Origin of the sequence: Winogradskyella vidalii (genome assembly GCF_013403955.1) — a bacterium.
Lineage (GTDB): Bacteria > Bacteroidota > Bacteroidia > Flavobacteriales > Flavobacteriaceae > Winogradskyella > Winogradskyella vidalii.
This window is the reverse complement of sequence record NZ_JABFDG010000007.1, coordinates 109,029-129,823: the sequence shown is the minus strand read 5'-3', so window position 1 is coordinate 129,823 and position 20,795 is coordinate 109,029. Positions and strand designations below refer to the sequence as shown.

The window sequence follows — 20,795 nt, the reverse complement described above, 5'->3', positions numbered from 1 at the left end:
CTAAGTAATTACTTTATACATTTGAACTATGAATGATAGAAGGTACAGATGGATTTTATACACCATTGTTGTTGTAATTATGGCCACGATTGTGATACAAGTCTATTGGAATTATAAAAATTACCAAACCAACAAACAACAGCTCATCAACGACGTACAAATTAGTTTAGATAAAGCGGTTGATGATTATTATACCGCTTTGGCAGAACGGACCACAATAGGTGTGTTTCTTGAAGGTGATGAGCAGAAGAATGCTTTTGAAGAAGGTGGCCAACTGGAAAATTTCTTAAAAAACATAAACGAAACTAATAAAGAATTCAAAAATCTTGATTCTTTAGATGTCAATAGTATTAAAGGTATAACCATACTTAGAGGCATGGAGGCTGATTCCATGTTTAAACAGAAGGATAAAAAGCAAAACTCTTTATCAATAGATGACTTTAAATTAAAAATAGACAGTCTAAAAGATGAAAATAAAGATGTTAATTTTAAAAACGCCGAATTTTTAACCTCTAAAGTCATGATTTCCATAAACAATGACACCCTTGATATTAAAGCCGTTGAAACCCTTGTTTCAAAAGAATTAGAACGTAAAAATATTGATGTCGATTTTTATTTAGATTATAAAGACATAGAACGTGACATTGATTATTTTGCAGCAAACGGGTCCTTTCCAGTGTTTGATTCTAATCACATGTCTGATGATTACCTTCAAACTGACACAAAATCTAGATTCCTTCCAAAAGGCACTTTTTTAACCATTCTATTTACCAATACAACAAAAGTTATTTTATTCCGAATTCTAGGAGGAATACTAATCTCAGCACTTTTAGTCATAGCTGTAATTAGTTGCCTGTTCTACCTCTTAAAAATTATAAAGCATCAAAAACAACTAGCTGAAGTTAAAAACGACCTCATCAGTAACATTACGCACGAGTTTAAAACACCAATTGCCACCATAAGTGCTGCTCTAGAAAGCATCAATAATTTTAATGCTATTGATGACAAAGCTAAAACTAAGAAATATTTAAGTATGTCTTCCGAGCAATTAGGAAAACTAAATACGATGGTTGAAAAGCTTCTAGAAACCGCCACATTAGATAGTGAAAATTTAGAATTAAACAAAGAACATTTTGATATTGTGGAGCTGCTTCAATCGTTAATAAACAGTTACAAAATGCAGTTTCCTAACAGAACGTTCACTACTAACATTAAGCCTAAAAACGCAACTATAAATGCCGATAAATTTCATATTGAAAACGCACTGAATAACATTTTAGATAATGCTGTAAAATATGGAGGTGATAAGATTTCAATTGAATTATTGTCGAAGACTAACCATTTAGAAATTCTAATTTCAGACACCGGAAACACCTTAACCAAAGCCCATAAAACACAAATATTCGATAAATTTTATCGCGTTCCTAAAGGAAACACACACAATATAAAAGGTTTCGGAATTGGCTTATACTATACTAAAACCATTATTGAAAAGCACAAGGGTTCAATTGCACTAGATTTGAATAAAAACTTAACCACCTTTAAAATCACCCTCCTAGATGACTGATAAAATTAAATTGTTGCTAGCGGAAGATGAAGCGGCTTTAGGACAAATAATTAAAGAAAGTCTTGAAACTCGTAATTTTGACGTTATTCTTTGCGAAAATGGTGAAAAAGCTTTTGAAAAATACCATACCGAAACACCTGAAATATTAGTTCTCGATGTTATGATGCCAAAAAAAGACGGCTTTACTTTGGCTAAGGAAATTAGAGCTGTTGATGATGCCATTCCTATTATATTCTTAACTGCAAAATCGCAAACTGCCGATGTGGTTGAAGGCTTTTCTATTGGCGGAAACGATTACCTTAAAAAGCCTTTTAGTATCGAAGAACTCATTGTAAGAGTGCATAACCTGATAGGCAGAACAAAAATTCAGAAAACCTCCAAACGAATAACAATTGGTGCTTATACTTTTGATTTCCCCAAGCAACAATTGATGTTTAAAGATGACGTTTCGGTTCAACTTACCCACCGCGAAGCTCATTTATTATTCCATTTAATTAAAAACAAAAATAAAGTTTTAGAACGCACATTAATATTAAATAAACTTTGGGGAACAGACGATTTTTTCTCCGCCCGAAGCATGGATGTTTTTATTACCAAACTCCGTAAAAAATTAAAACAAGATGACAGTATTCAAATCATTAATGTGCGTGGTTTTGGGTATAAGCTAACGGATTAAATCAGCCTAGACCTGTCAGGGTTTAAAAACCTAACAGGTCTTGTACAGCATGTTACACAATTTTCGTACTTTTCAATCCTATTCGCCAAAAATCATGCAAAAGCTAATTTATTTATTTCTTCTCTTTGGATTTCTCAGCTTTTCACAACAGGAAACTAAAAAACAAGTCACAGCAATCTTAAAAGATTCAACCAAAATTGAAGCTAAAACCGTTTTCGGAATTGATACCTTCGGCACACTTTATTATACCACTGAAAACAATTCATTTCATAAAAAAACCAAAGACACCGTTATTTCTTATGCCAATTTCCAACTTGGAGATATCACCTCAGCGAACACCTTTAATCCTTTAAAAATAAACTTGTTTTATAAAGATTTTAATACTGTTGTAGTTTTAGATAATCGCTTAGCTGAAATTTCAAAAATTGATTTTAACGTCACACAACCTTACAAGAATGTGTCATTTGTTTCCGCGGGTTACGATAATACACTTTGGTTATTTAATGAGGATTTTCAATATCTAGAATTGTATGATTATAAAACTCATAAAACAAAACTAAAGACCGTTCCTGTTCAATCAGAAGTGCTCGATTTAAAAAGTGACTACAACTATTGTTATTTACTGACCAAAAATTATCTTTATGTCTATAATTATTTTGGTAGCTTAATTCATAAAATTCAAAACTCTGGCTTTGATAGCTTAGCCTTTAACAAAGCACATTTAATTTTAAAGCAAAATGAATCCCTATATATTTTAGAAAAAAGCAAAACTAAAATTCAACCTATCACCCATCCTAAAATGTTAATAAAACAGTTTTTGGTAACCAACGAAACGGTGTATATTTACGACTTGAATTTACTACGTCATTACCAATTAAAAATAGAATAGACTATGCATGTTGCTGTTGCTGGAAATATAGGAGCCGGAAAAACGACACTCACCAAATTACTCGCCAAACACTTTAAATGGGAAGCGCAGTTAGAAGACGTGGTTGACAATCCTTATTTAGATGATTTTTATAATCAGATGGCACGTTGGAGTTTTAATTTACAAGTCTATTTCTTAAACAGCAGATTTCGCCAAGTGAATCAAATTCACGATAGCGGAAAAGACATCATTCAAGACAGAACAATCTATGAAGATGCGCATATTTTCGCTCCCAACTTACATGCTATGGGTTTAATGACTAACCGTGATTTTGAAAATTATTCATCGCTATTCGAATTGATGGAGTCTTTTGTAAAAGGGCCTGATCTATTAATTTACCTACGCAGTTCTATTCCTAATTTGGTCTCTCAAATACACAAAAGAGGTCGTGATTACGAAAATACAATTAGCATCGATTATTTAAGCCGATTAAATGAACGCTATGAAGCTTGGATTTCTAAATACGACAAAGGTAATTTACTCATCATTGATGTTGATAATCTCGATTTTGTTGATAATCCGGAAGATTTAGGTAATATCATCAACCGAATTGATGCTGAAGTTAATGGTTTATTTTAAACCTAGGCGATTAGGTGACCACTTCCATTTATCTTCTTAACACGATTACAATCACTTTTATATCTTGGACCGTTGGGTTATTGCTTAATAATGCCATAAAAACTAAATCGTTTTATTACAAAATAGAAAACCTAAACTTTATAAAAAATACGGCTATAATTAAAGCACTTGGATTAGATAAATTTGGTTGGCTAATTAAAAACAGTGTCTTCAAAGTTTTTAATCAAAAATTAAAACTAAAAAGAAGTGCTTCTCGCGGCGACTTACAACAGGTTAGAAATGAAATGGTTTATGCCGAAATTGGGCATCTTATTGGATTTATTTTTATGTTGCTATTACTCTTTATAAAATTTTTAAAGGGCAATACCAATATGCTCTTTTGTTATTTACGTTTAACATTATCTTTAACCTTTATCCTGTATGGCTTCAACAGTTAAATAAAACAAGAATCGATAAGGTTCTTAAGCAATAAAGCCATTTTTTCTTGCATGCTCAATAGCTTGTTGACTATTTTCAACTAACAGCAATGGTGTGGTTTTATAGTTTTCAACAAGACCTCTTACACGTAACATTTTTTTCTTATGCTTTACACTTCTTAGGTAAATCGCTAAAATCCGATTCGGAAAAGCTTCAGCAATCTCCATATAAATATCGGGATCATGCTCTCCACTATCACCAATTAAAATAAAAGGTAAGTGAGGATAGGTTTTTAGTAAATTAATAATTTCATTTTGCTTCTGAGGTTTTTCGTCTTGCTGTTTTTTCTTTAGAGCCTGACTAACACTTCTTAATAAAATAGGGCCTTTAGGAAATTTATTTTGCTTTAAAAAAAGTTCCAAATAACGGTACAAATTCCATGGACTATGACTGACATAAAAAATAGGATTAGCATTATTTCCTGAAACACCGCGATGCAATTTGTGAAATAATTCTACAGAACCTTCTAACGGAATTCTACTAATTGCACTTTTAAAAATAGAATTATAAATTAATCGCCATTTTAATAAGGAAACAACACCTGTATGTAAAATTGTATCATCAATATCGCTTGCAACACCAAATTGTGCCTGACTTGAAGGTATTAATAATTCACCCGGAAACCGATTTTTATTCTGAATGGTGTACTTTACATTCGTGTCTTTAAACGACAATTCATAGGATAACCAACCTTCAGCATTAGTTAATGTTTTTAAGTCTTCAAAGTCAGCTTCTATTTTAAAATATCCTTTATAATCGGTTTTAGCTTTTAAAATTTTATTGTTGGGTAATTTTAGGTCTAGCGCTACGTGTTTAATTTCATCTGTAGCAAATCGTTTCCATGAATTAACTATGAGCTGCCAAGTATTATTGGCTTCTAAATTTATAGATTCATCTTCTAAAGCCCTACCTCTAGCATAGAAGTGAGAATTAGTTCCGTAACTAGAAAAAACAATAATCTGTAAAGGGTCTTTTTTAAAAATAGACATTTATATTTCTTTAAAAAAAGTAAGATACTTTTTAATTTAATCATATATAAATTTTAATTAAAAAATCTAAACAAACCGTTTCTTTAATGAGGAACTCTTCTAATTATTCAATAAAATTTAGTCATCAATTATCATTGCGATGAAAAAGGTCTACTTTTAATTCGTTAGGCTAATGTTAAATATTTACCAATTTTATATTATTCCAAGTATTTTAGTCAACTCATGAAATATACTCATCTTAAACCAACACGCAAAGCATGCAAAGATTACTAGTTCTACTCGCACTAAGCTTATCCTTTAGTTTAATAAATGCACAAAACAATCCTAAAGAAAGTCAAACGCCAACACCTAATTACAGAGCTGCTGCAAAATATTCGCCAACTAATTTAGGAAAATTAGTGCATTCTACTTCTGTAAGACCGCATTGGCTAAAAAACGGCAACCGATTTTGGTACCAATACAAAACCACTGAAGGCTCTAAATATTATATTGTTGATGCCGATAAAAAATCTAAAAAAGAGCTTTTTGATAATGAAAAAATGGCAAAATGGCTCACTGAAATCACAAAAGACCCTTACGACGCCAAACATTTACCAAGATTCAATTTTGAATTTGTAAAAAATGAAACCGCTATCCGTTTTTATGTAACATCAACCGAAAAAGTGGATGAAGAAAAAGAAGATAAAGACGACAATGCTGAAACAGAAAACACAAAAGATACAGATTCTACCAAAACAGACAAAAAGAAAAAAGGCAAAGCTAAAAAAGCAAAAAAAGTTAATAAAGTATATCATTTTGAATACCGACTTGGTAGTAATGGTTTAACAGTTGTTAGTAATAAGAAAAAAGAAAAAGAAGACTGGAAAAAGTGGGCTAACATTGCTCCAGACAGCTCGGTAGTATTATTTTCTAAACACCATAATTTATATTGGATGGATAAGGAAAACTTTCTAAAAGCTGTAGAAAATGAAAAAGATACGACTATTGTAGAAAACCAATGGACTACAGATGGTGAGGAAAACTATGGCTATGGTAGCAGTGGAAGAGGTGAAAACAACGAAACGAAACTAAAAAACAAAGATAAACGTAAATCTGTTCGTGGTATTTGGTCTCATGATTCCAAAAAATTTGTGTTCCAAAGAACAGATTCAAGACATATCAATGACCTGTGGGTAATAAACACCACCTCTGGAAAAAGACCTACTCTAGAGACTTACAAATATCATATGCCAGGTGAAGACGAATATTATAAAACCGAACTTCATGTATTTGATATCCCTTCTAAATCAAATATCCAAGTGCAACTCGATACGGTGAAACAACAAAGTATTCAAGTGTATCGTGAGCCACGTAAAAAATCAAGCTATGATGATGACTTTAATCCATCATTATTGTTATCTAAAAAAGGAAAAATCTATTACAGCACCATCAGTAGAGATCGTAAAAAATTAGATATCTGTGTGGCAGACATCAATACAGGTGAAACCAAAGTTTTAATTGAAGAGCGTTTTAATACCTATATAGAATCGCGACCATTAGTATTACTTAATAACGAAACAGAAATGCTACATTGGGCAGAACGTTCGGGTTGGGCACACTATTATTTATATGATATTGAAGGCAATTTAAAAAATGAAATCACTTCAGGTTCCTATCATGTAGAACGTGCTATTGGAGTAGACGAAAAAAGCCGTACGCTTTACTTCACTGCTCATGGCATTCCTAAAGACCAAGACCCTTATTATGAGCACATGTATAGTGTTAACTTAAATGGCACTGGACTAAAGGCTTTAAATCCTGGTGATTTTAATTCAAGTACTGACATGTCAGATTCTAATGCTTATTTTGTGAGTAACTATTCTAGAGTAAATACCGTTCCTAAATCAGAATTAAGATCGAGTACAGGTAAGCTAATTATGACATTGGAAGAGGCCGATTTATCACAATTAATGGCCACCGGTTATCAATTTCCTGAAACCTTTAAAATGAAAGCCGATGATGGTATAACCGATATTTACGGCGTGATGTACAAACCTTATGATTTTGATGAAACAAAAAAATATCCACTATTAGAATATGTTTATCCTGGGCCACAGACGGAAGCCGTAAATAAATCGTTTTCTATTAGAATGGATCGTGTAGACCGTATGGCACAAGTTGGATTTATTGTCGTCACTATGGGGAATCGTGGTGGGCATCCAGACCGTTCTAAATGGTATCATAACTATGGTTATGGCAACCTTAGAGATTATGGTTTAGCTGATAAAAGACATGTTGCTGAGCAACTTGCCGACCAAAATGATTTTATAGACATTGAGAAAGTGGGCATTTATGGTCATTCAGGAGGTGGATTTATGTCAACTGCTGCTATGTTAGTCTACCCAGATTTCTTTAAGGCCGCAGTATCTTCTGCCGGAAACCACGACAATAACATTTATAACAGTTGGTGGAGTGAAACACATCATGGTGTACAAGAAGAAATGGACGATGATGGCAACACCAAATACAAATACCTTATTGACGATAACCAATCTTTAGCAAAAAACCTTAAAGGAAATTTAATGCTTATTACAGGTGATGTAGATAATAATGTGCATCCAGGGGGAACTATACGTATGGCAAACGCCTTAATTAAAGCGAACAAACGTTTCGATTTTATGCTAATGCCAGGACAGCGTCATAGTTTTGGAAACATGACAGAATATTCATTTTGGCTGCGTGCTGATCATTTTAGCAAACACTTACTTGGTGTAGAAGCTACTGATATTGACATTTCTGAAATCAACAGAGATCAACCACAGTCAAAACCATAATTTACGTTCCATAAAGTTCTTAAAAAACCATGCCTAATCGCGTGGTTTTTTTGTGTTTTAATATAAACAGAAGCTCAACTTAATTAAAAATTTAGATACGATTTCTTTTCTTTAATTTTGCAACATGATAAAAGCCTTACAACTACGCATTAGTTTACACCAAGAACGACAACCTGATGGCTTGCTAAAAAAAGCAGCACATGATTTAAACGTGAAGACTTCAGAAATTTCAGGCATAAAAATTCTACGAAAATCAATTGATGCACGTAAGCGTAACATTATATTTAATTATAAAGTTGAAGTGTTTATCAATGAGCCCATGCCTGAAACCTCAGACTATCATTTTGATTACAAAGATGTTTCTAACGCCAAACCGGTTCATATTATTGGTTTCGGACCTGCAGGCATGTATGCCGCCTTGCGTTGTATTGAGTTAGGTTATAAACCCATTGTTTTAGAACGCGGTAAAAATGTGCAAGATCGCCGACGTGATTTAAAAGCCATTAATCAAGATCATTTTGTAAATGAAGATTCAAATTACTGTTTTGGCGAAGGTGGTGCTGGCACTTATTCTGACGGTAAATTATACACGCGAAGTTTAAAACGAGGCGACGTTAGACGAATCTTTGAGAATTTAGTTTATCATGGTGCCACGGATCAAATATTAGTAGATGCCCATCCACATATTGGCACGAATAAATTACCTAAAGTCGTTCAGAATATTAGAGAAAATATCATCAAGTTTGGTGGTGAAGTTCATTTTGAATCTAGAGTTTCTGACTTCACCATTAAGCATAATAAAATTGTTGCCATTCAACTTCAAAATGATAAAGAACTAGACGTTGAAAAAGTCATTTTAGCCACAGGGCATTCCGCAAGAGATATTTTCTACTTGCTAAATGACAAAAAGATTAAATTGGAGGCCAAATCGTTTGCCATGGGTGTTAGGGTAGAACATCCGCAAGATATTATAGATGGTATTCAGTACCATTGCAAAGGCGAACCAAGAGATGAATTATTACCTGCAGCGTCATACAGCTTAGTAGAGCAAGTGAATCACCGAGGTGTGTATTCTTTTTGTATGTGTCCTGGTGGATTTATCGTTCCAGCAGCTACAGCCAACGGCGAAGTTGTGGTCAATGGTATGTCACCTTCAAAACGAAATAATAAGTTTGCTAATTCTGGTATTGTCACAGAAATTAATGCTGATAAAGACCTTTATAAATATGAACATTTTGGCCCTTTAAAAGCGCTAGAATACCAAAAAGATTTAGAGCGTTTAGCTTTTACTGCAGGCGGAAGACGACAGTCTGCTCCTGCTCAACGACTCACCGATTTTGTTGAAGGTAAATTGTCTTCAAGCTTAAATGAAACTTCATATCAACCCGGTTTAAAATCGGCACCTTTACATTCTCTATTACCAAAAATAATTGGAGGTTCCTTACGTAAAGGGTTTAAAGCATTTGGTGAAAAAATGAAAGGTTATTACACTGAAGAAGCTAATATTATTGGTGTAGAGTCTAGAACCTCATCACCTGTAAACATTCCAAGAAATGAAACATTAGAACACCCTGAAATTACCAACCTATTTCCTTGCGGTGAAGGTGGTGGTTATGCTGGTGGAATTATTTCTGCAGCTATGGATGGTGAACGCTGTGCAGAAGCAGCAACGGCTAACTTTTAACGCTATGTATACCTTAATCCATTGTAAAAAAAGCACGTTTATAAAATGAAATACATCTATTTACTAATAGCGTTGTTTATTACAATTAAAGGAGTTTCTCAGGTAGACGCACAGAAGCAGCAAGCCATAGATTCTGCTTATTACGTTGCCTCCAACGTTACTAAACCAATGGATGTTAGGCTCAAAGCTTTTAGTTATTGTTGTTGGAAAACAGTTTATTTAGATTTTAATCAAGGCCTAAAGTATAGCGCTGAGTATTTAAAATTAGCAAAGACGAGTAAGCATTATAAACGAACATCTCAAGCTTATCATTTTTTAGGACATTCTTATTTGATGTTAGGTCAAATTGAGAATGCTAAAATCACGTTAATAGAAGGTTTAGATTTCTCTATACAACACAAGATTTATTCTGGAGTTGCAAAAATTTATGGTGACTTAGGCAACTTAAATAATAGTATAGGAAACACGTCACTAGCTTTAGACTACCATTTTAAAAGTCTAGAAATTGCAAATAAACACGGTATAAATGTAGAATACGCTAGGTCCAAAATTAATATTGGAGAAATATATGAGGCGCAAGGGCATTATAGACTAAGTTTAGAAACTTTTGAAGAAGTTTTAAATTTTTGCATAGACCATAATTATGTTGGATATAAGGCCTCAATTTATGAAAGTCTTGGTGATGTAAATATTACCATTAAAGAATACCAGACTGCTGAAAAAAACTATCTAAAAGCCATAGCATACGCAAAAAAATTAACCAACAATAATAGACTTATTAATTCACTAAAAAAATTAGGAGAATTACATCAAGAACTTAAAAACTTAGAAAAGGCAGAAATTAATTATAAGGAAGCTTTACATATAGCCATAACTAGTAAAGCTACTATACTAGAGGCAAAAGTAAGAGCCAATTTAGCCCATATTAATTTACAGAAAAACCAAATTAAAGAAGCTAAAAATAATATTACACTAGCTATCACACAATTTGAAAGTCTAAAAATCAAAGAAGATTTAGATAAAGCTTATATTATTGCCGCAGAAACCTACCAAGTCTTAAATCAAAAAAAAGAAAGTTTTACATACTACCAAAAAGCGTACAATATTGCTAAAATCACAAACCATATTAACACTCTAAAATTAGCAAGTTTAGGCCTTGGTAGAGCTTATGAAAATCAAGGAGATTTAGCTAAAGCTATAGCTTACTATAAAGAATTTAATAGCTATAGCAACAAAATTAGAAGTGAAGAAGGCATTAGAAACATTATTCGTCTTGAAATTAAAGACGTTTATCAACAAAAATCTATAGCAGATAGCATCAATAAAGTCAATGAAATTAAATTACTTCAATTTAACTATGATCAGAAAGAAGAACGTAATAAATTAAAAATCTACACTGCTATTTCTAGTATTATAATCCTTCTACTCATCGTTTTATGCATTACATATTTTTACAACCAAAAAAAGAAAGTTGCAGCAGTACTTTCTCAAAAAAACAAAACCATTGAAGAGGCTTTAAACGACAAAGAAATCTTATTAAAAGAAGTGCACCATCGCGTAAAAAACAATATGCAAATAGTCGCCTCTTTATTGTATTTGAAATCTAAAAACACAGAAAATAAGATTGCTAAGGAAGCCTTAATTGATAGTAAAACGAGAATCGATGCTATGCAATTAGCACATCAAAAAATGTATCAAAAAGGGAATTATAGGCAGATTGACATAGTAGAATATTTTAATAATATCATGCATTTATTACTGTCCCCTATTCAATTAGAAAATGATAATTTTACCGTGCAAGGCAACAATCTATGGGTAGATGTAGAACAGGCGCAAGCTTTAGGGTTTATATTGCATGAATTGATTACAAATAGCATCAAATATGCTTGGCCTAAAACCAAGACGAAAGAAGTAAAAATTAGTATTTCAAAAAAGGATGACACCATACAATTTGACTACGCTGATAACGGTATCGGTTTACCAAAAACAATAGATATAACAACCACAAAATCTTTTGGATTAAAGTTAATCTACTCAATAGCCACTAGACAATTACTTGGAAAAACAACCATTTGTAATTCCAATGGTTTTGCTATAAAAATCACTTTTAATGCGAGATAACAAAAAAATAAAAGTTTTAATTGCAGATGATGATGTATTCATCTCAGAGCAATTGAATAGTATTTTAGAAGATTTAGATTATGAAGTTACAGCAATAGCATTTAATGCTGAAAGCGCTATAGCAGCATTAAAAACAGAACGCCCTGATATTGCTATATTAGACATAAATATGCATGGTAGAAATCAAGGTTTTGAAATTGCACAATACATCAATGACCATTTAAACATTCCTTTTATATTTCTCACCTCCTTTGCTGATGCCTCTACGGTTAAGGAAGCTTCAAAATTAATTCCTGATGGCTATTTACTAAAACCATTCAACGAAGCTAGTATTTATTCTACTTTGAATATTGTAATCGATCGACACCTTAAAAACAATTCCTATTTTACAATCAAAATTGGTCATGAATTACATAAAGTTAAAACGAATGATTTACTTTATATTGAATCTTCAGATAAGTATATAGAAATCCATACCAGCACAAAAAAATATTTAAAAAGAGATAGCATTGACACTTTTATTAAAAAAAACAAGATTGAAGGTGTATGCCGTGTTCATAGGTCTTACGCGGTTAAAATTGACAATATTGATAGCGTAAAGGGAACGCTTATTCATATTAATAACCAAAAAATACCAATATCTAATACCTATAGAGAAACTTTTAAAAAAAGATATAACTCTCTTTAAGCATAGAATCGCATCGTAAATTTTATTAGAAAGCCATAACACGGATTACTTATCACTATTAAACTTTAATTATTTACGGACAAAACTCGGTACTTCACGACATTTTTTTTTTCGACTTTAAATTATACGCTACTATTGTATAGAACTAAGAACCTACTTATCATGAAAAAAAAATCTATTTTAATTGGTATACTAATTGCCTCATCGGTAACACTTATTACTGTGCAAATTATAATTCTGGCACAACTTAATCTATTAGGTTAGTATCCGATTAGTAATGTAAAAGCTATAACATATATTTTTATAATTATATATGCATTTAAAATAATAAACTTTAGAATACAAACCCTATTAAAGCAAAATCCTTAAGCTCTCAAAAAAGGGCAATTAAAAGCTATCAAAAAAATTAAGTCTTTGCATGTACATTCTAAAATTTCTTAACGTACACGCATAACATTCAAAACAAGAATAAAATTAATTAAGGGGTTAGTTTTAAGGATGCTTTATATAAAGCATCCTTATTCTTGTTAAAATTCAATTATAAGCACCATAAAAAGCAATAAATTATAGTATTGAATACGGTATATATACAAGCGGTTTAAATAAATTATTATTATTTTCGCGTATCAAATTTAATATCAAATGAACGCATATATATTTCCAGGTCAAGGCGCACAATTCTCAGGAATGGGATTAGACCTTTACGAAAAATCACCTTTAGCACAAGAATTATTTGAAAAAGCTAATAAAATATTAGGTTTTGCCATTACAGATATCATGTTTGAAGGCTCTGCTGAAGACTTAAAAGAAACGAAGGTTACCCAACCGGCCATCTTTTTACATTCCGTAATTTTAGCTAAAACACTTGGAGATAGTTTTCAACCCGATATGGTTGCTGGTCATTCCCTTGGTGAATTCTCTGCTTTAGTTGCTGCAGGAGCTTTAACATTTGAAGACGGATTAAAATTAGTCTCGCAACGTGCTCAGGCCATGCAAAAAGCCTGTGAATTACAGCCAAGTACAATGGCTGCTGTTTTAGGTTTAGAAGATGAGCTTGTTGAAAAAGTTTGTGCTTCAACCGAAGGTGTGGTGGTTGCTGCAAATTATAACTGCCCTGGCCAATTAGTAATATCTGGTGAGGTTGAGGCGATTAATAAAGCTTGTGAGTCCCTAAAAGATGCTGGAGCTAGACGTGCTTTAGTATTACCTGTTGGTGGTGCTTTTCACTCACCATTAATGGAGCCTGCTCGCGAAGAATTAGCTGCAGCTATTGAAAATACAACATTTAGTAAACCTTACTGCCCGATATACCAAAATGTAACTGCTTCTGCAATTACAGATGAAAACGAAATCAAAGCTAATTTAATTTCGCAGTTAACTGCTCCTGTGCGTTGGACCCAATCTGTACAACAAATGGTTGCTGACGGCGCAGCACATTTTACAGAAGTTGGTCCTGGCAAAGTATTGCAAGGTTTAGTAAAGAAAATTCATAGAGGCGCAGAAACTGCTTCGGCCACTTTTGAAACTAATGCTTAAAATCCCTATCTGGTTTGAATAGAAACTTATTTATTGTACTACTTATTATTTTTAACATTGCTATTGACCAAATTTCTAAAGTCATTGTTAGGAACACACTAACTTTTAGAAAACAGATTGATGTTATTGGAGATTATTTTCAATTAATATGGGTAGAAAATAAAGGTGCTTTTCTAGGTATGGGAAGTGATATGGACCCCACGTTAAGATTGATATTCTTACTTATATTACCAACCCTAGTCTTAGGTTATGTAATTTACTACATCATTAAAACCAAAGAATTAGACCGCTTAAGTCTTATTGCTTTTTGTTGTATTGTAGGTGGAGGTATTGCCAATGTTTTTGACCGTATTGTATTTGGTCAAGTTACAGACTTCTTTTTTATAGATTTAGGTGGTGTATTTAAAACAGGCATCTTTAATGTTGCTGATATGTCTGTTACCGCTGGAATGATAATGTTATTATTCAGTGGTGTATTTAACAGTAAGAAAAAAGAAAAGGTTTCGGCTTAACGCGCCAAGCGACAATCATCACAATCTTTAACTTCACCATAATACGTTTCACGGTACTTGTGAAGCGTTTTGTAAGGAATACTTAAAAATCGTTTTTTAATGTAGGTGACATTTGTTTGTAATACACCCATTTTTTTTGTGAAGCGACCTTCAGTTTTGGTCTCTCGTTTAATACTAATCAGTTTCATGTTATTCAATTATCATTCCCTACAAAATAACGAATATTAGTAGTCAACTCCAAGAAATCAATGTTAAAACCTGATTAACAATATTTTATATTATCGTATTCGATGTTAGCTTGAGCAAAAGCTAGTATATTCGCAACATTAACGACCTTAATTTACACATTCAATAAGTTAAATTTCAATAAAAAATCGACTGTATTTAATAAACACAGCCGATTTTTATAATATTAAGAAAGCTAAAAACTTTATTTCAAAAAATAAATTAAAGCGCTTAAAGCTTATTTGCTTCTAATTTTTTGCTCCCATTTCCAAGCAGAAGCCATAGCATCGTTTAGCGTTAGTTCTGTTTTCCAGCCTAGCACATTATTAGCTTTAGATGTTTCAGCATATGCTGCTGTAACATCCCCTTCTCTACGATTTACAATTTTATAGTTTAACGATTGGCCTGAAACACGCTCAAAAGACTGTACGGCTTCTAAAACAGTGCTTCCTGTTCCTGTTCCGAGGTTGAAAAATTCAAAATTAGAATCATTTTTCCCCTCTAATAAACGTTGCAATGCCACAACATGTGCTTTTGCTAAATCAACCACATGAATATAGTCGCGTACACAAGTTCCATCGGAAGTTGGATAGTCACCACCAAACACCGATAATTGCTCACGCATACCAATACCAGTTTGTGTAATATAAGGTACTAAATTCTGAGGCACACCTATTGGTAACTCGCCTATTTCTGCTGAAGGGTGCGCACCAATCGGGTTAAAATAACGTAAGGCAATAGCTTTAATATCGCCATTTACTCTACAAGTGTCTCTAATAATTTCTTCACCAATCTGCTTGGTGTTTCCATAAGGCGATTCTGCAGGTTTAACAGGAGCATTTTCAGTAATAGGTAATTCATCTGCTTGACCATAAACCGTGCACGATGAACTAAAAATAAAGTTTTTCTTATTTAATTTTTTTAATTCTTGAAGAATATAAACCAAGGTCGAAATATTATTTTCATAATACATCAATGGCTCAGCAACACTTTCTCCAACCGCTTTATTTGCCGCAAAATGAATGACACCAACAATATCATGATGACGTTTAAAAAAATCTTGAACGTTTGGCTTTACTTTTAAGTCTAACTCTTCAAACAGTGGTTTTTTATTGGTAATCGCAGTTATTCCGTCTAAAACTTCGATTGTAGAGTTAGATAAGTCATCTATAATAACGACTTCAAAACCTTCATTTTGTAATTCTACAACGGTATGAGAACCAATAAAGCCAAGACCTCCTGTTACTAAAATTTTCATATATAATACTTTGTTTTTAGTTGATTTAAAACGTGTGCTAAACTTAACGTCTCAAAAATAAAGAATATTATTTATTACTATTTATAAAGTTTAAGACTGTGCTTGTGATAAATTCAATTTGTTCATCATCTAACTCTGTGTGCATAGGAAGTGAAATAACCGATTTAATCAACTGATTAGTTACCGTAAAATCATCTTCATTATAACGCTCATCTTGGTAAGCCTTTTGTAAATGTAATGGAATTGGATAATAAACGCCACATGGAATGTTGTTAGCTTGTAAATGGGCTACCAAAGCATCACGATCAACACCCTTAAGATTTAGGGTATATTGATGAAACACGTGTGCATCATCATTATCATCTTGCTCTAAACCAGTAGGAGTCACGATATTCGGATGATTTTTAAAGGCTTCATTATATTTTCTTGCTGCATTACGTCTCGCCTTATTATAAGTATCTAAGTGCGGTAATTTTGCATCTAAAACTGCAGCCTGTATAGCATCTAAACGTGAATTTACACCAACGACATCATGGTGATAGCGTTCATACATACCATGATTTACAATACCTCTAATAGTATGGGCTAAGTCATCATCGTTTGTAAAAATAGCACCGCCATCGCCATAACAGCCTAAATTTTTAGAAGGGAAAAAAGACGTAGAAGCTACATGACCTATAGCACCTGTTTTAGTTTTACTACCATCTTTGTGTGTATAGCTCGCGCCGATAGCCTGTGCATTATCTTCAATAACATATAAATTATGTTCTTCTGCTAACGCCATAATGGCATCCATTTCTGCTGGTAAACCAAATAAATGAACAGGTATTATAGCTTTTGTTTTTGGTGTGATTGCATTTTTTATTGCCTCAACATCAATATTAAAAGTTACCGGATCTACATCTACCAAAACAGGCGTTAATTGCAATAAAGCAATCACCTCAACGGTTGCTGCAAAGGTAAAATCGGCTGTAATCACCTCGTCTCCGGGTTGTAAACCTAAGCCCATCATAGTAATTTGTAACGCATCTGTGCCATTGGCACAAGGAATAACGTGCTTAACCCCTAAATAATCTTCAAGATTTTTTTGAAACTGATGCACTTTTGGGCCGTTGATAAAAGCGGCACTATCCATAACTTCTTGAATCGAAGGATCTACTATATCTTTAATTTTGGCATACTGACTTTGTAAGTCAACCATCTGTATTTTTTTCATTCTAAAGACTACATTTTAATGTGTAAATAAACAAGCTAAAAGCTCTAAGCGAAAATACGAAATTGTGAGCGCTATAGCAATGAACTTAACTTGTGTTTTAATATTTCTTTTTAGATAACGCCGTTAACCCTAAAACATTTTAAAACACGGATTTTTACCCCCCTAAAAATTGAACTATTTAATACAATGCCATTAATTGAAAGAAGTGTATTTTAGCATAAATCTTTGTTTTTTGAAAAGACTCTATTCCATAGGAATTTACTTGGCAAGTTTTATTATTAAAATTGTAGCGTTATTCAATTCTAAATTGAAACAAGGCGTTATTGGAAGAAAATCTACATTTTCAAAGCTTAAACATGTGGTTAAATCAAAAGATAGAACCTTTTGGTTTCATTGTGCTTCTTTGGGCGAATACGAACAAGGCTTACCTGTTTTTCAAGCTTTAAAAGCAAAGCATCCCAATTACAAAGTGGTAATATCTTTTTTTTCACCTTCGGGTTATGAGGTTAGAAAAAACACTGAGATAGCAGATGTTGTTGTTTACCTTCCACTAGATACGCCTGCAAATGCCAAACGCTTTTTAGATTTAGTGAATCCAGATTATATCTTATTTGTGAAATATGAAATATGGCCTAACTTTTTACATGAAATAAAAAAACGTGATTTAAATGCCATTTTAATTTCGGCTGTCTTTAGAAAAAATCAAGCTTTTTTTAAATGGTATGGCGGTTATATGAAATCTGCTTTATTTGGTTTCCAACATATTTTTACACAAGAGGAAAACTCTAAAGCATTACTTCAACAGATAAATTACAATTCTGTTTCCGTTTCAGGAGATACACGATTTGATCGGGTTTCTAATCAACTTAAAACAGATAATTCAGTTTCTTTTATTGAAGCTTTTAAAAACGACAATCTGTGTGTGGTTTTTGGAAGCTCTTGGCCAGAAGATGATAAGTTATACATGGATTTTATCAATTCTCATAAACACCCAAATTTAAAGTTTATCATTGCACCACATAATATTAAATCGAGCTATGTGGCTTCGTTGAAATCACAATTAAACGTAAAAACGATTTGTTATTCAGAGTTAAATGAAAACGAAAATTTAGCCGATTATAACGTGTTTATATTAGATACTATTGGTTATTTAAGTAAAGTCTATAGTTACGCCGATATTGCCTATGTTGGCGGTGGTGCTGGTACAACAGGATTACATAATATTTTAGAACCTGCTGTTTTTGGAATCCCTATTTTAATTGGAAAAAACTACGAAAAGTTTCCTGAAGCAAAGACTTTAATTGAATTAGGAGGTGTTACAAGTGTTTCAAGCGCTTCTTTATTTAACGCAACTTTAAACACTTTAATTACAGATGCTAATTCACGAAAAAAACAAGGTGATATTACCAAATCCTATATCGATTCTAACACAGGAGCAGTGCTTAAAATTATGAATTATTTGAATCTTTAGATTTTAAATCTATGGTTCTGAAAGTTAAATTTATCCTTGGTGTTTTTACTTTTTTTGTCGGTGGTAAGCGATGTAACCAATGGGTTTGTGTTACGCCTTTCATCACTAATAAACTTCCTTTTTCTAAATGAACGGCTACATTTTGCTTGGTCACTTTATGTTTAAACAAGAATTTACGTTCCGCACCAAAACTTAACGACCCTATGGCGCCATTCTTCTTTAAATCCTTTTCACCATCACTATGCCAAGCCATGCCTTCTTCTCCATTATGATATAAGTTGAGTAAACACGAGTTAAAAGTTTCACCTGTTTTCTGTTCTACCATTTCTTTGAGTTCTAACAGCTCTTTGTTCCAAGGTAAAGCCGACTTGGTCGTTTTAGAATAGGTATAATCGAAAGGTTGATCGCCATACCAAGCTACTTTACGTTTGGTAATAATCAGTTTTCCAAAGATGATGGCCTTATCATTCTCCCAATTGATATTACGAAGCAATTTATCATAATAATCTTGTGCTTTTTCAATAGACATTATGGAACCGTAATAACTTACTTCACCATCAAACGGTAAAAGGTTAGATGCTATTTCTGAATTAAATAAGTCCATTGTATTAATTTTTTTACATTTTCGAATTCACCAAACGGTACATTAAAACTGCTGTAATTTTTGCTTGTGTTGCTACGGTATTTAGATTTCCTGTTTCATTAATGGTATGATCATCACCTCCACCTGTAAGTCCTAATCCATCGATTGCCATATCCACATATTCTGACGTAAATGAAATATCTGCGGCACCTGCATTTCTAGGATTTACAGCCGTAACAGATCCAAAACCTAAATCTTCGCTTACCATATTATAATACCCTAATAGTATTACATTACCTTCTGTTTTGGTTAATGGCGGATATGCACCATCAGAAAACCTTAATTCCGCGTTGGTTTTCGGATAATTTTCTGAAACAATTTTTGTCATCGTTGCTTTAGCTTTTTTCAATTGCTCTAAAGAAACGGCACGTAAATCACCACGAACAACTGTTTCTTGCGACACCACATTTGTTTTTCCAGAGGCGTTTCCTCCTGTGCCATCTTCATTTTCCTGTAAATTAGTTCCTCCAATAATAAATCCGGGATTAAACGTAAGGTCTTTTTCATTGGCAAGTTGCTTGTAAAATTCATTTAAAATTCTCGACGTTTCATAGATGGCACCTGTGCCAATTGCTTCTGTAAAAACCTGAGAAGAATGCGCAGAATTTCCGGTTACTTTCAGTTTCCAGTCGGTAGACCCTCTTCGAGATACCACAATGGTTTTTGGATTATTATCTCCATTTTCAAAACCTAAAGCAATATCTGCTCGTTTGGCTGCATCAATTAAGTCCTTTTTAGATAAGTTTAAAGGACGACCACTTTTTTCTTCATCACCAGTCATTACAATTTCTATAGAAAGCTCATCTAAGAGTCCGACATCTTCTAAAGCTTGCATGGCTAAAATTATAATAGCGTTACCCCCTTTCATATCAGCAACTCCAGGCCCTTTCATTATAGAGTCGTTAATCATGGTGTATTCTTGAAAAGGACTATCCAATTCAAATACGGTATCCAAGTGACCAATTAATAAAACCTTAGGACCTTTTTTCCCTTGTCTTGTTGCTATTAAATGTCCGGCTCTTCCGTAAGCATCACCATTTGTTAATTCGGTTTTAAAGCCTAATTTATCTAATTCATTTTTAAACAAACTTCCGATTTCTTTTACACCTTCAAAATTCATAGTGCCACTATTGATATTTACCGTTTTCTTAATTAAAGCTATAGCGCTATGCGTATGTTTATCAACCGCTTTTATAATATTTTTCTCTGACTTATTGTTTTGAGAATAGCTTAAAATTGAAAAACAAAGAACTGTAAACAAAAAAAGTGTCTTATAATTAGATTTTGGTGATGCCATATCTTATCTATTTTGAAGGAATTACTTTAGTAAATATAATTTCATTAGAACAATAAAAGTATTAGAAGTCAAAAAAAAGGCCTAAACAACATCCAAATCAACAAACTGAAACGTA

Annotated in this window: 18 protein-coding genes; 12 read left to right on the top strand and 6 right to left on the bottom strand. The window is 32.9% G+C overall.

Annotated elements, in window-relative coordinates; translation table 11 throughout:
- The first annotated feature begins 28 nt into the window (after positions 1–28).
- The 5 genes from HM982_RS15280 to HM982_RS15260 all read left to right on the top strand — a co-directional run bounded on the left by HM982_RS15280 (position 29) and on the right by HM982_RS15260 (position 4,187).
- Positions 29–1,567, top strand: a complete 1,539-nt coding sequence (locus HM982_RS15280; RefSeq protein WP_179354206.1) for a sensor histidine kinase — start codon at positions 29–31, stop codon at positions 1,565–1,567.
- On the top strand, positions 1,560–2,243 hold the full coding sequence (locus tag HM982_RS15275; protein ID WP_179354205.1) for a response regulator transcription factor: 684 nt from the start codon (positions 1,560–1,562) through the stop codon (positions 2,241–2,243). The genes HM982_RS15280 and HM982_RS15275 overlap by 8 nt, the downstream gene beginning before the upstream one ends.
- A gap of 94 nt (positions 2,244–2,337) precedes the next feature.
- On the top strand, positions 2,338–3,132 hold the full coding sequence (locus HM982_RS15270; protein WP_179354204.1) for a hypothetical protein: 795 nt from the start codon (positions 2,338–2,340) through the stop codon (positions 3,130–3,132).
- 3 nt (positions 3,133–3,135) lie between these two features.
- Complete coding sequence (locus tag HM982_RS15265) at positions 3,136–3,750, top strand: deoxynucleoside kinase (protein WP_179354203.1); 615 nt, start codon at positions 3,136–3,138, stop codon at positions 3,748–3,750.
- A gap of 14 nt (positions 3,751–3,764) precedes the next feature.
- A complete protein-coding gene (locus HM982_RS15260) occupies positions 3,765–4,187 on the top strand; it encodes a glycosyl-4,4'-diaponeurosporenoate acyltransferase CrtO family protein (protein ID WP_179354202.1) in 423 nt (140 codons plus the stop codon).
- A 24-nt stretch (positions 4,188–4,211) separates the two neighbouring features.
- On the opposite strand, the gene HM982_RS15255 is transcribed toward HM982_RS15260, so the two are convergent.
- On the bottom strand, positions 4,212–5,216 hold the full coding sequence (locus tag HM982_RS15255) for an App1 family protein (RefSeq protein WP_179354201.1): 1,005 nt from the start codon (positions 5,214–5,216) through the stop codon (positions 4,212–4,214).
- A 257-nt stretch (positions 5,217–5,473) separates the two neighbouring features.
- Here HM982_RS15255 and HM982_RS15250 point away from each other — a divergent pair, with 257 nt between their 5' ends.
- The 6 genes from HM982_RS15250 (at position 5,474) to lspA (ending at position 14,570) form a co-directional block, all read left to right on the top strand.
- Positions 5,474–8,029, top strand: a complete 2,556-nt coding sequence (locus tag HM982_RS15250; RefSeq protein ID WP_179354200.1) for a S9 family peptidase — start codon at positions 5,474–5,476, stop codon at positions 8,027–8,029.
- 124 nt (positions 8,030–8,153) lie between these two features.
- A complete protein-coding gene (locus HM982_RS15245; RefSeq protein ID WP_179354199.1) occupies positions 8,154–9,713 on the top strand; it encodes an NAD(P)/FAD-dependent oxidoreductase in 1,560 nt (519 codons plus the stop codon).
- Between the two features lie 45 nt (positions 9,714–9,758).
- Complete coding sequence (locus tag HM982_RS15240) at positions 9,759–11,834, top strand: tetratricopeptide repeat-containing sensor histidine kinase (protein ID WP_179354198.1); 2,076 nt, start codon at positions 9,759–9,761, stop codon at positions 11,832–11,834.
- Positions 11,824–12,522, top strand: a complete 699-nt coding sequence (locus tag HM982_RS15235) for a LytR/AlgR family response regulator transcription factor (RefSeq protein ID WP_179354197.1) — start codon at positions 11,824–11,826, stop codon at positions 12,520–12,522. The genes HM982_RS15240 and HM982_RS15235 overlap by 11 nt, the downstream gene beginning before the upstream one ends.
- Before the next feature lie 642 nt (positions 12,523–13,164).
- Positions 13,165–14,058, top strand: a complete 894-nt coding sequence (gene fabD, locus HM982_RS15230; RefSeq protein ID WP_179354196.1) for an ACP S-malonyltransferase — start codon at positions 13,165–13,167, stop codon at positions 14,056–14,058.
- A gap of 14 nt (positions 14,059–14,072) precedes the next feature.
- Positions 14,073–14,570: a signal peptidase II gene (lspA, locus tag HM982_RS15225; RefSeq protein ID WP_179354195.1), complete on the top strand. Its 498-nt coding sequence runs from the start codon at positions 14,073–14,075 to the stop codon at positions 14,568–14,570.
- Here the strand turns inward: lspA and HM982_RS15220 are convergent.
- The 3 genes from HM982_RS15220 to HM982_RS15210 form a co-directional block, all read right to left on the bottom strand.
- Entirely contained in the window at positions 14,567–14,758 is a 192-nt protein-coding gene (locus HM982_RS15220) for a hypothetical protein (RefSeq protein ID WP_179354194.1), read from the bottom strand. The genes lspA and HM982_RS15220 overlap by 4 nt on opposite strands.
- A 275-nt stretch (positions 14,759–15,033) precedes the next feature.
- Entirely contained in the window at positions 15,034–16,053 is a 1,020-nt protein-coding gene (galE, locus tag HM982_RS15215) for a UDP-glucose 4-epimerase GalE (RefSeq protein ID WP_179354193.1), read from the bottom strand.
- A gap of 67 nt (positions 16,054–16,120) precedes the next feature.
- Positions 16,121–17,269, bottom strand: a complete 1,149-nt coding sequence (locus tag HM982_RS15210) for a DegT/DnrJ/EryC1/StrS family aminotransferase (RefSeq protein WP_179354192.1) — start codon at positions 17,267–17,269, stop codon at positions 16,121–16,123.
- Between the two features lie 232 nt (positions 17,270–17,501).
- Here HM982_RS15210 and HM982_RS15205 point away from each other — a divergent pair, with 232 nt between their 5' ends.
- The gene (locus HM982_RS15205; protein ID WP_179354191.1) at positions 17,502–18,740 is read left to right on the top strand and encodes a 3-deoxy-D-manno-octulosonic acid transferase; all 1,239 of its coding nucleotides are present in this window, start codon (positions 17,502–17,504) and stop codon (positions 18,738–18,740) included.
- On the opposite strand, the gene HM982_RS15200 is transcribed toward HM982_RS15205, so the two are convergent.
- Entirely contained in the window at positions 18,718–19,344 is a 627-nt protein-coding gene (locus tag HM982_RS15200; RefSeq protein ID WP_179354190.1) for an alpha-ketoglutarate-dependent dioxygenase AlkB family protein, read from the bottom strand. The two genes, HM982_RS15205 and HM982_RS15200, sit on opposite strands and share 23 nt — an antisense overlap.
- A gap of 13 nt (positions 19,345–19,357) precedes the next feature.
- On the bottom strand, positions 19,358–20,680 hold the full coding sequence (locus HM982_RS15195) for a M20/M25/M40 family metallo-hydrolase (protein WP_179354189.1): 1,323 nt from the start codon (positions 20,678–20,680) through the stop codon (positions 19,358–19,360).
- Between the last annotated feature and the right edge of the window lie 115 nt (positions 20,681–20,795).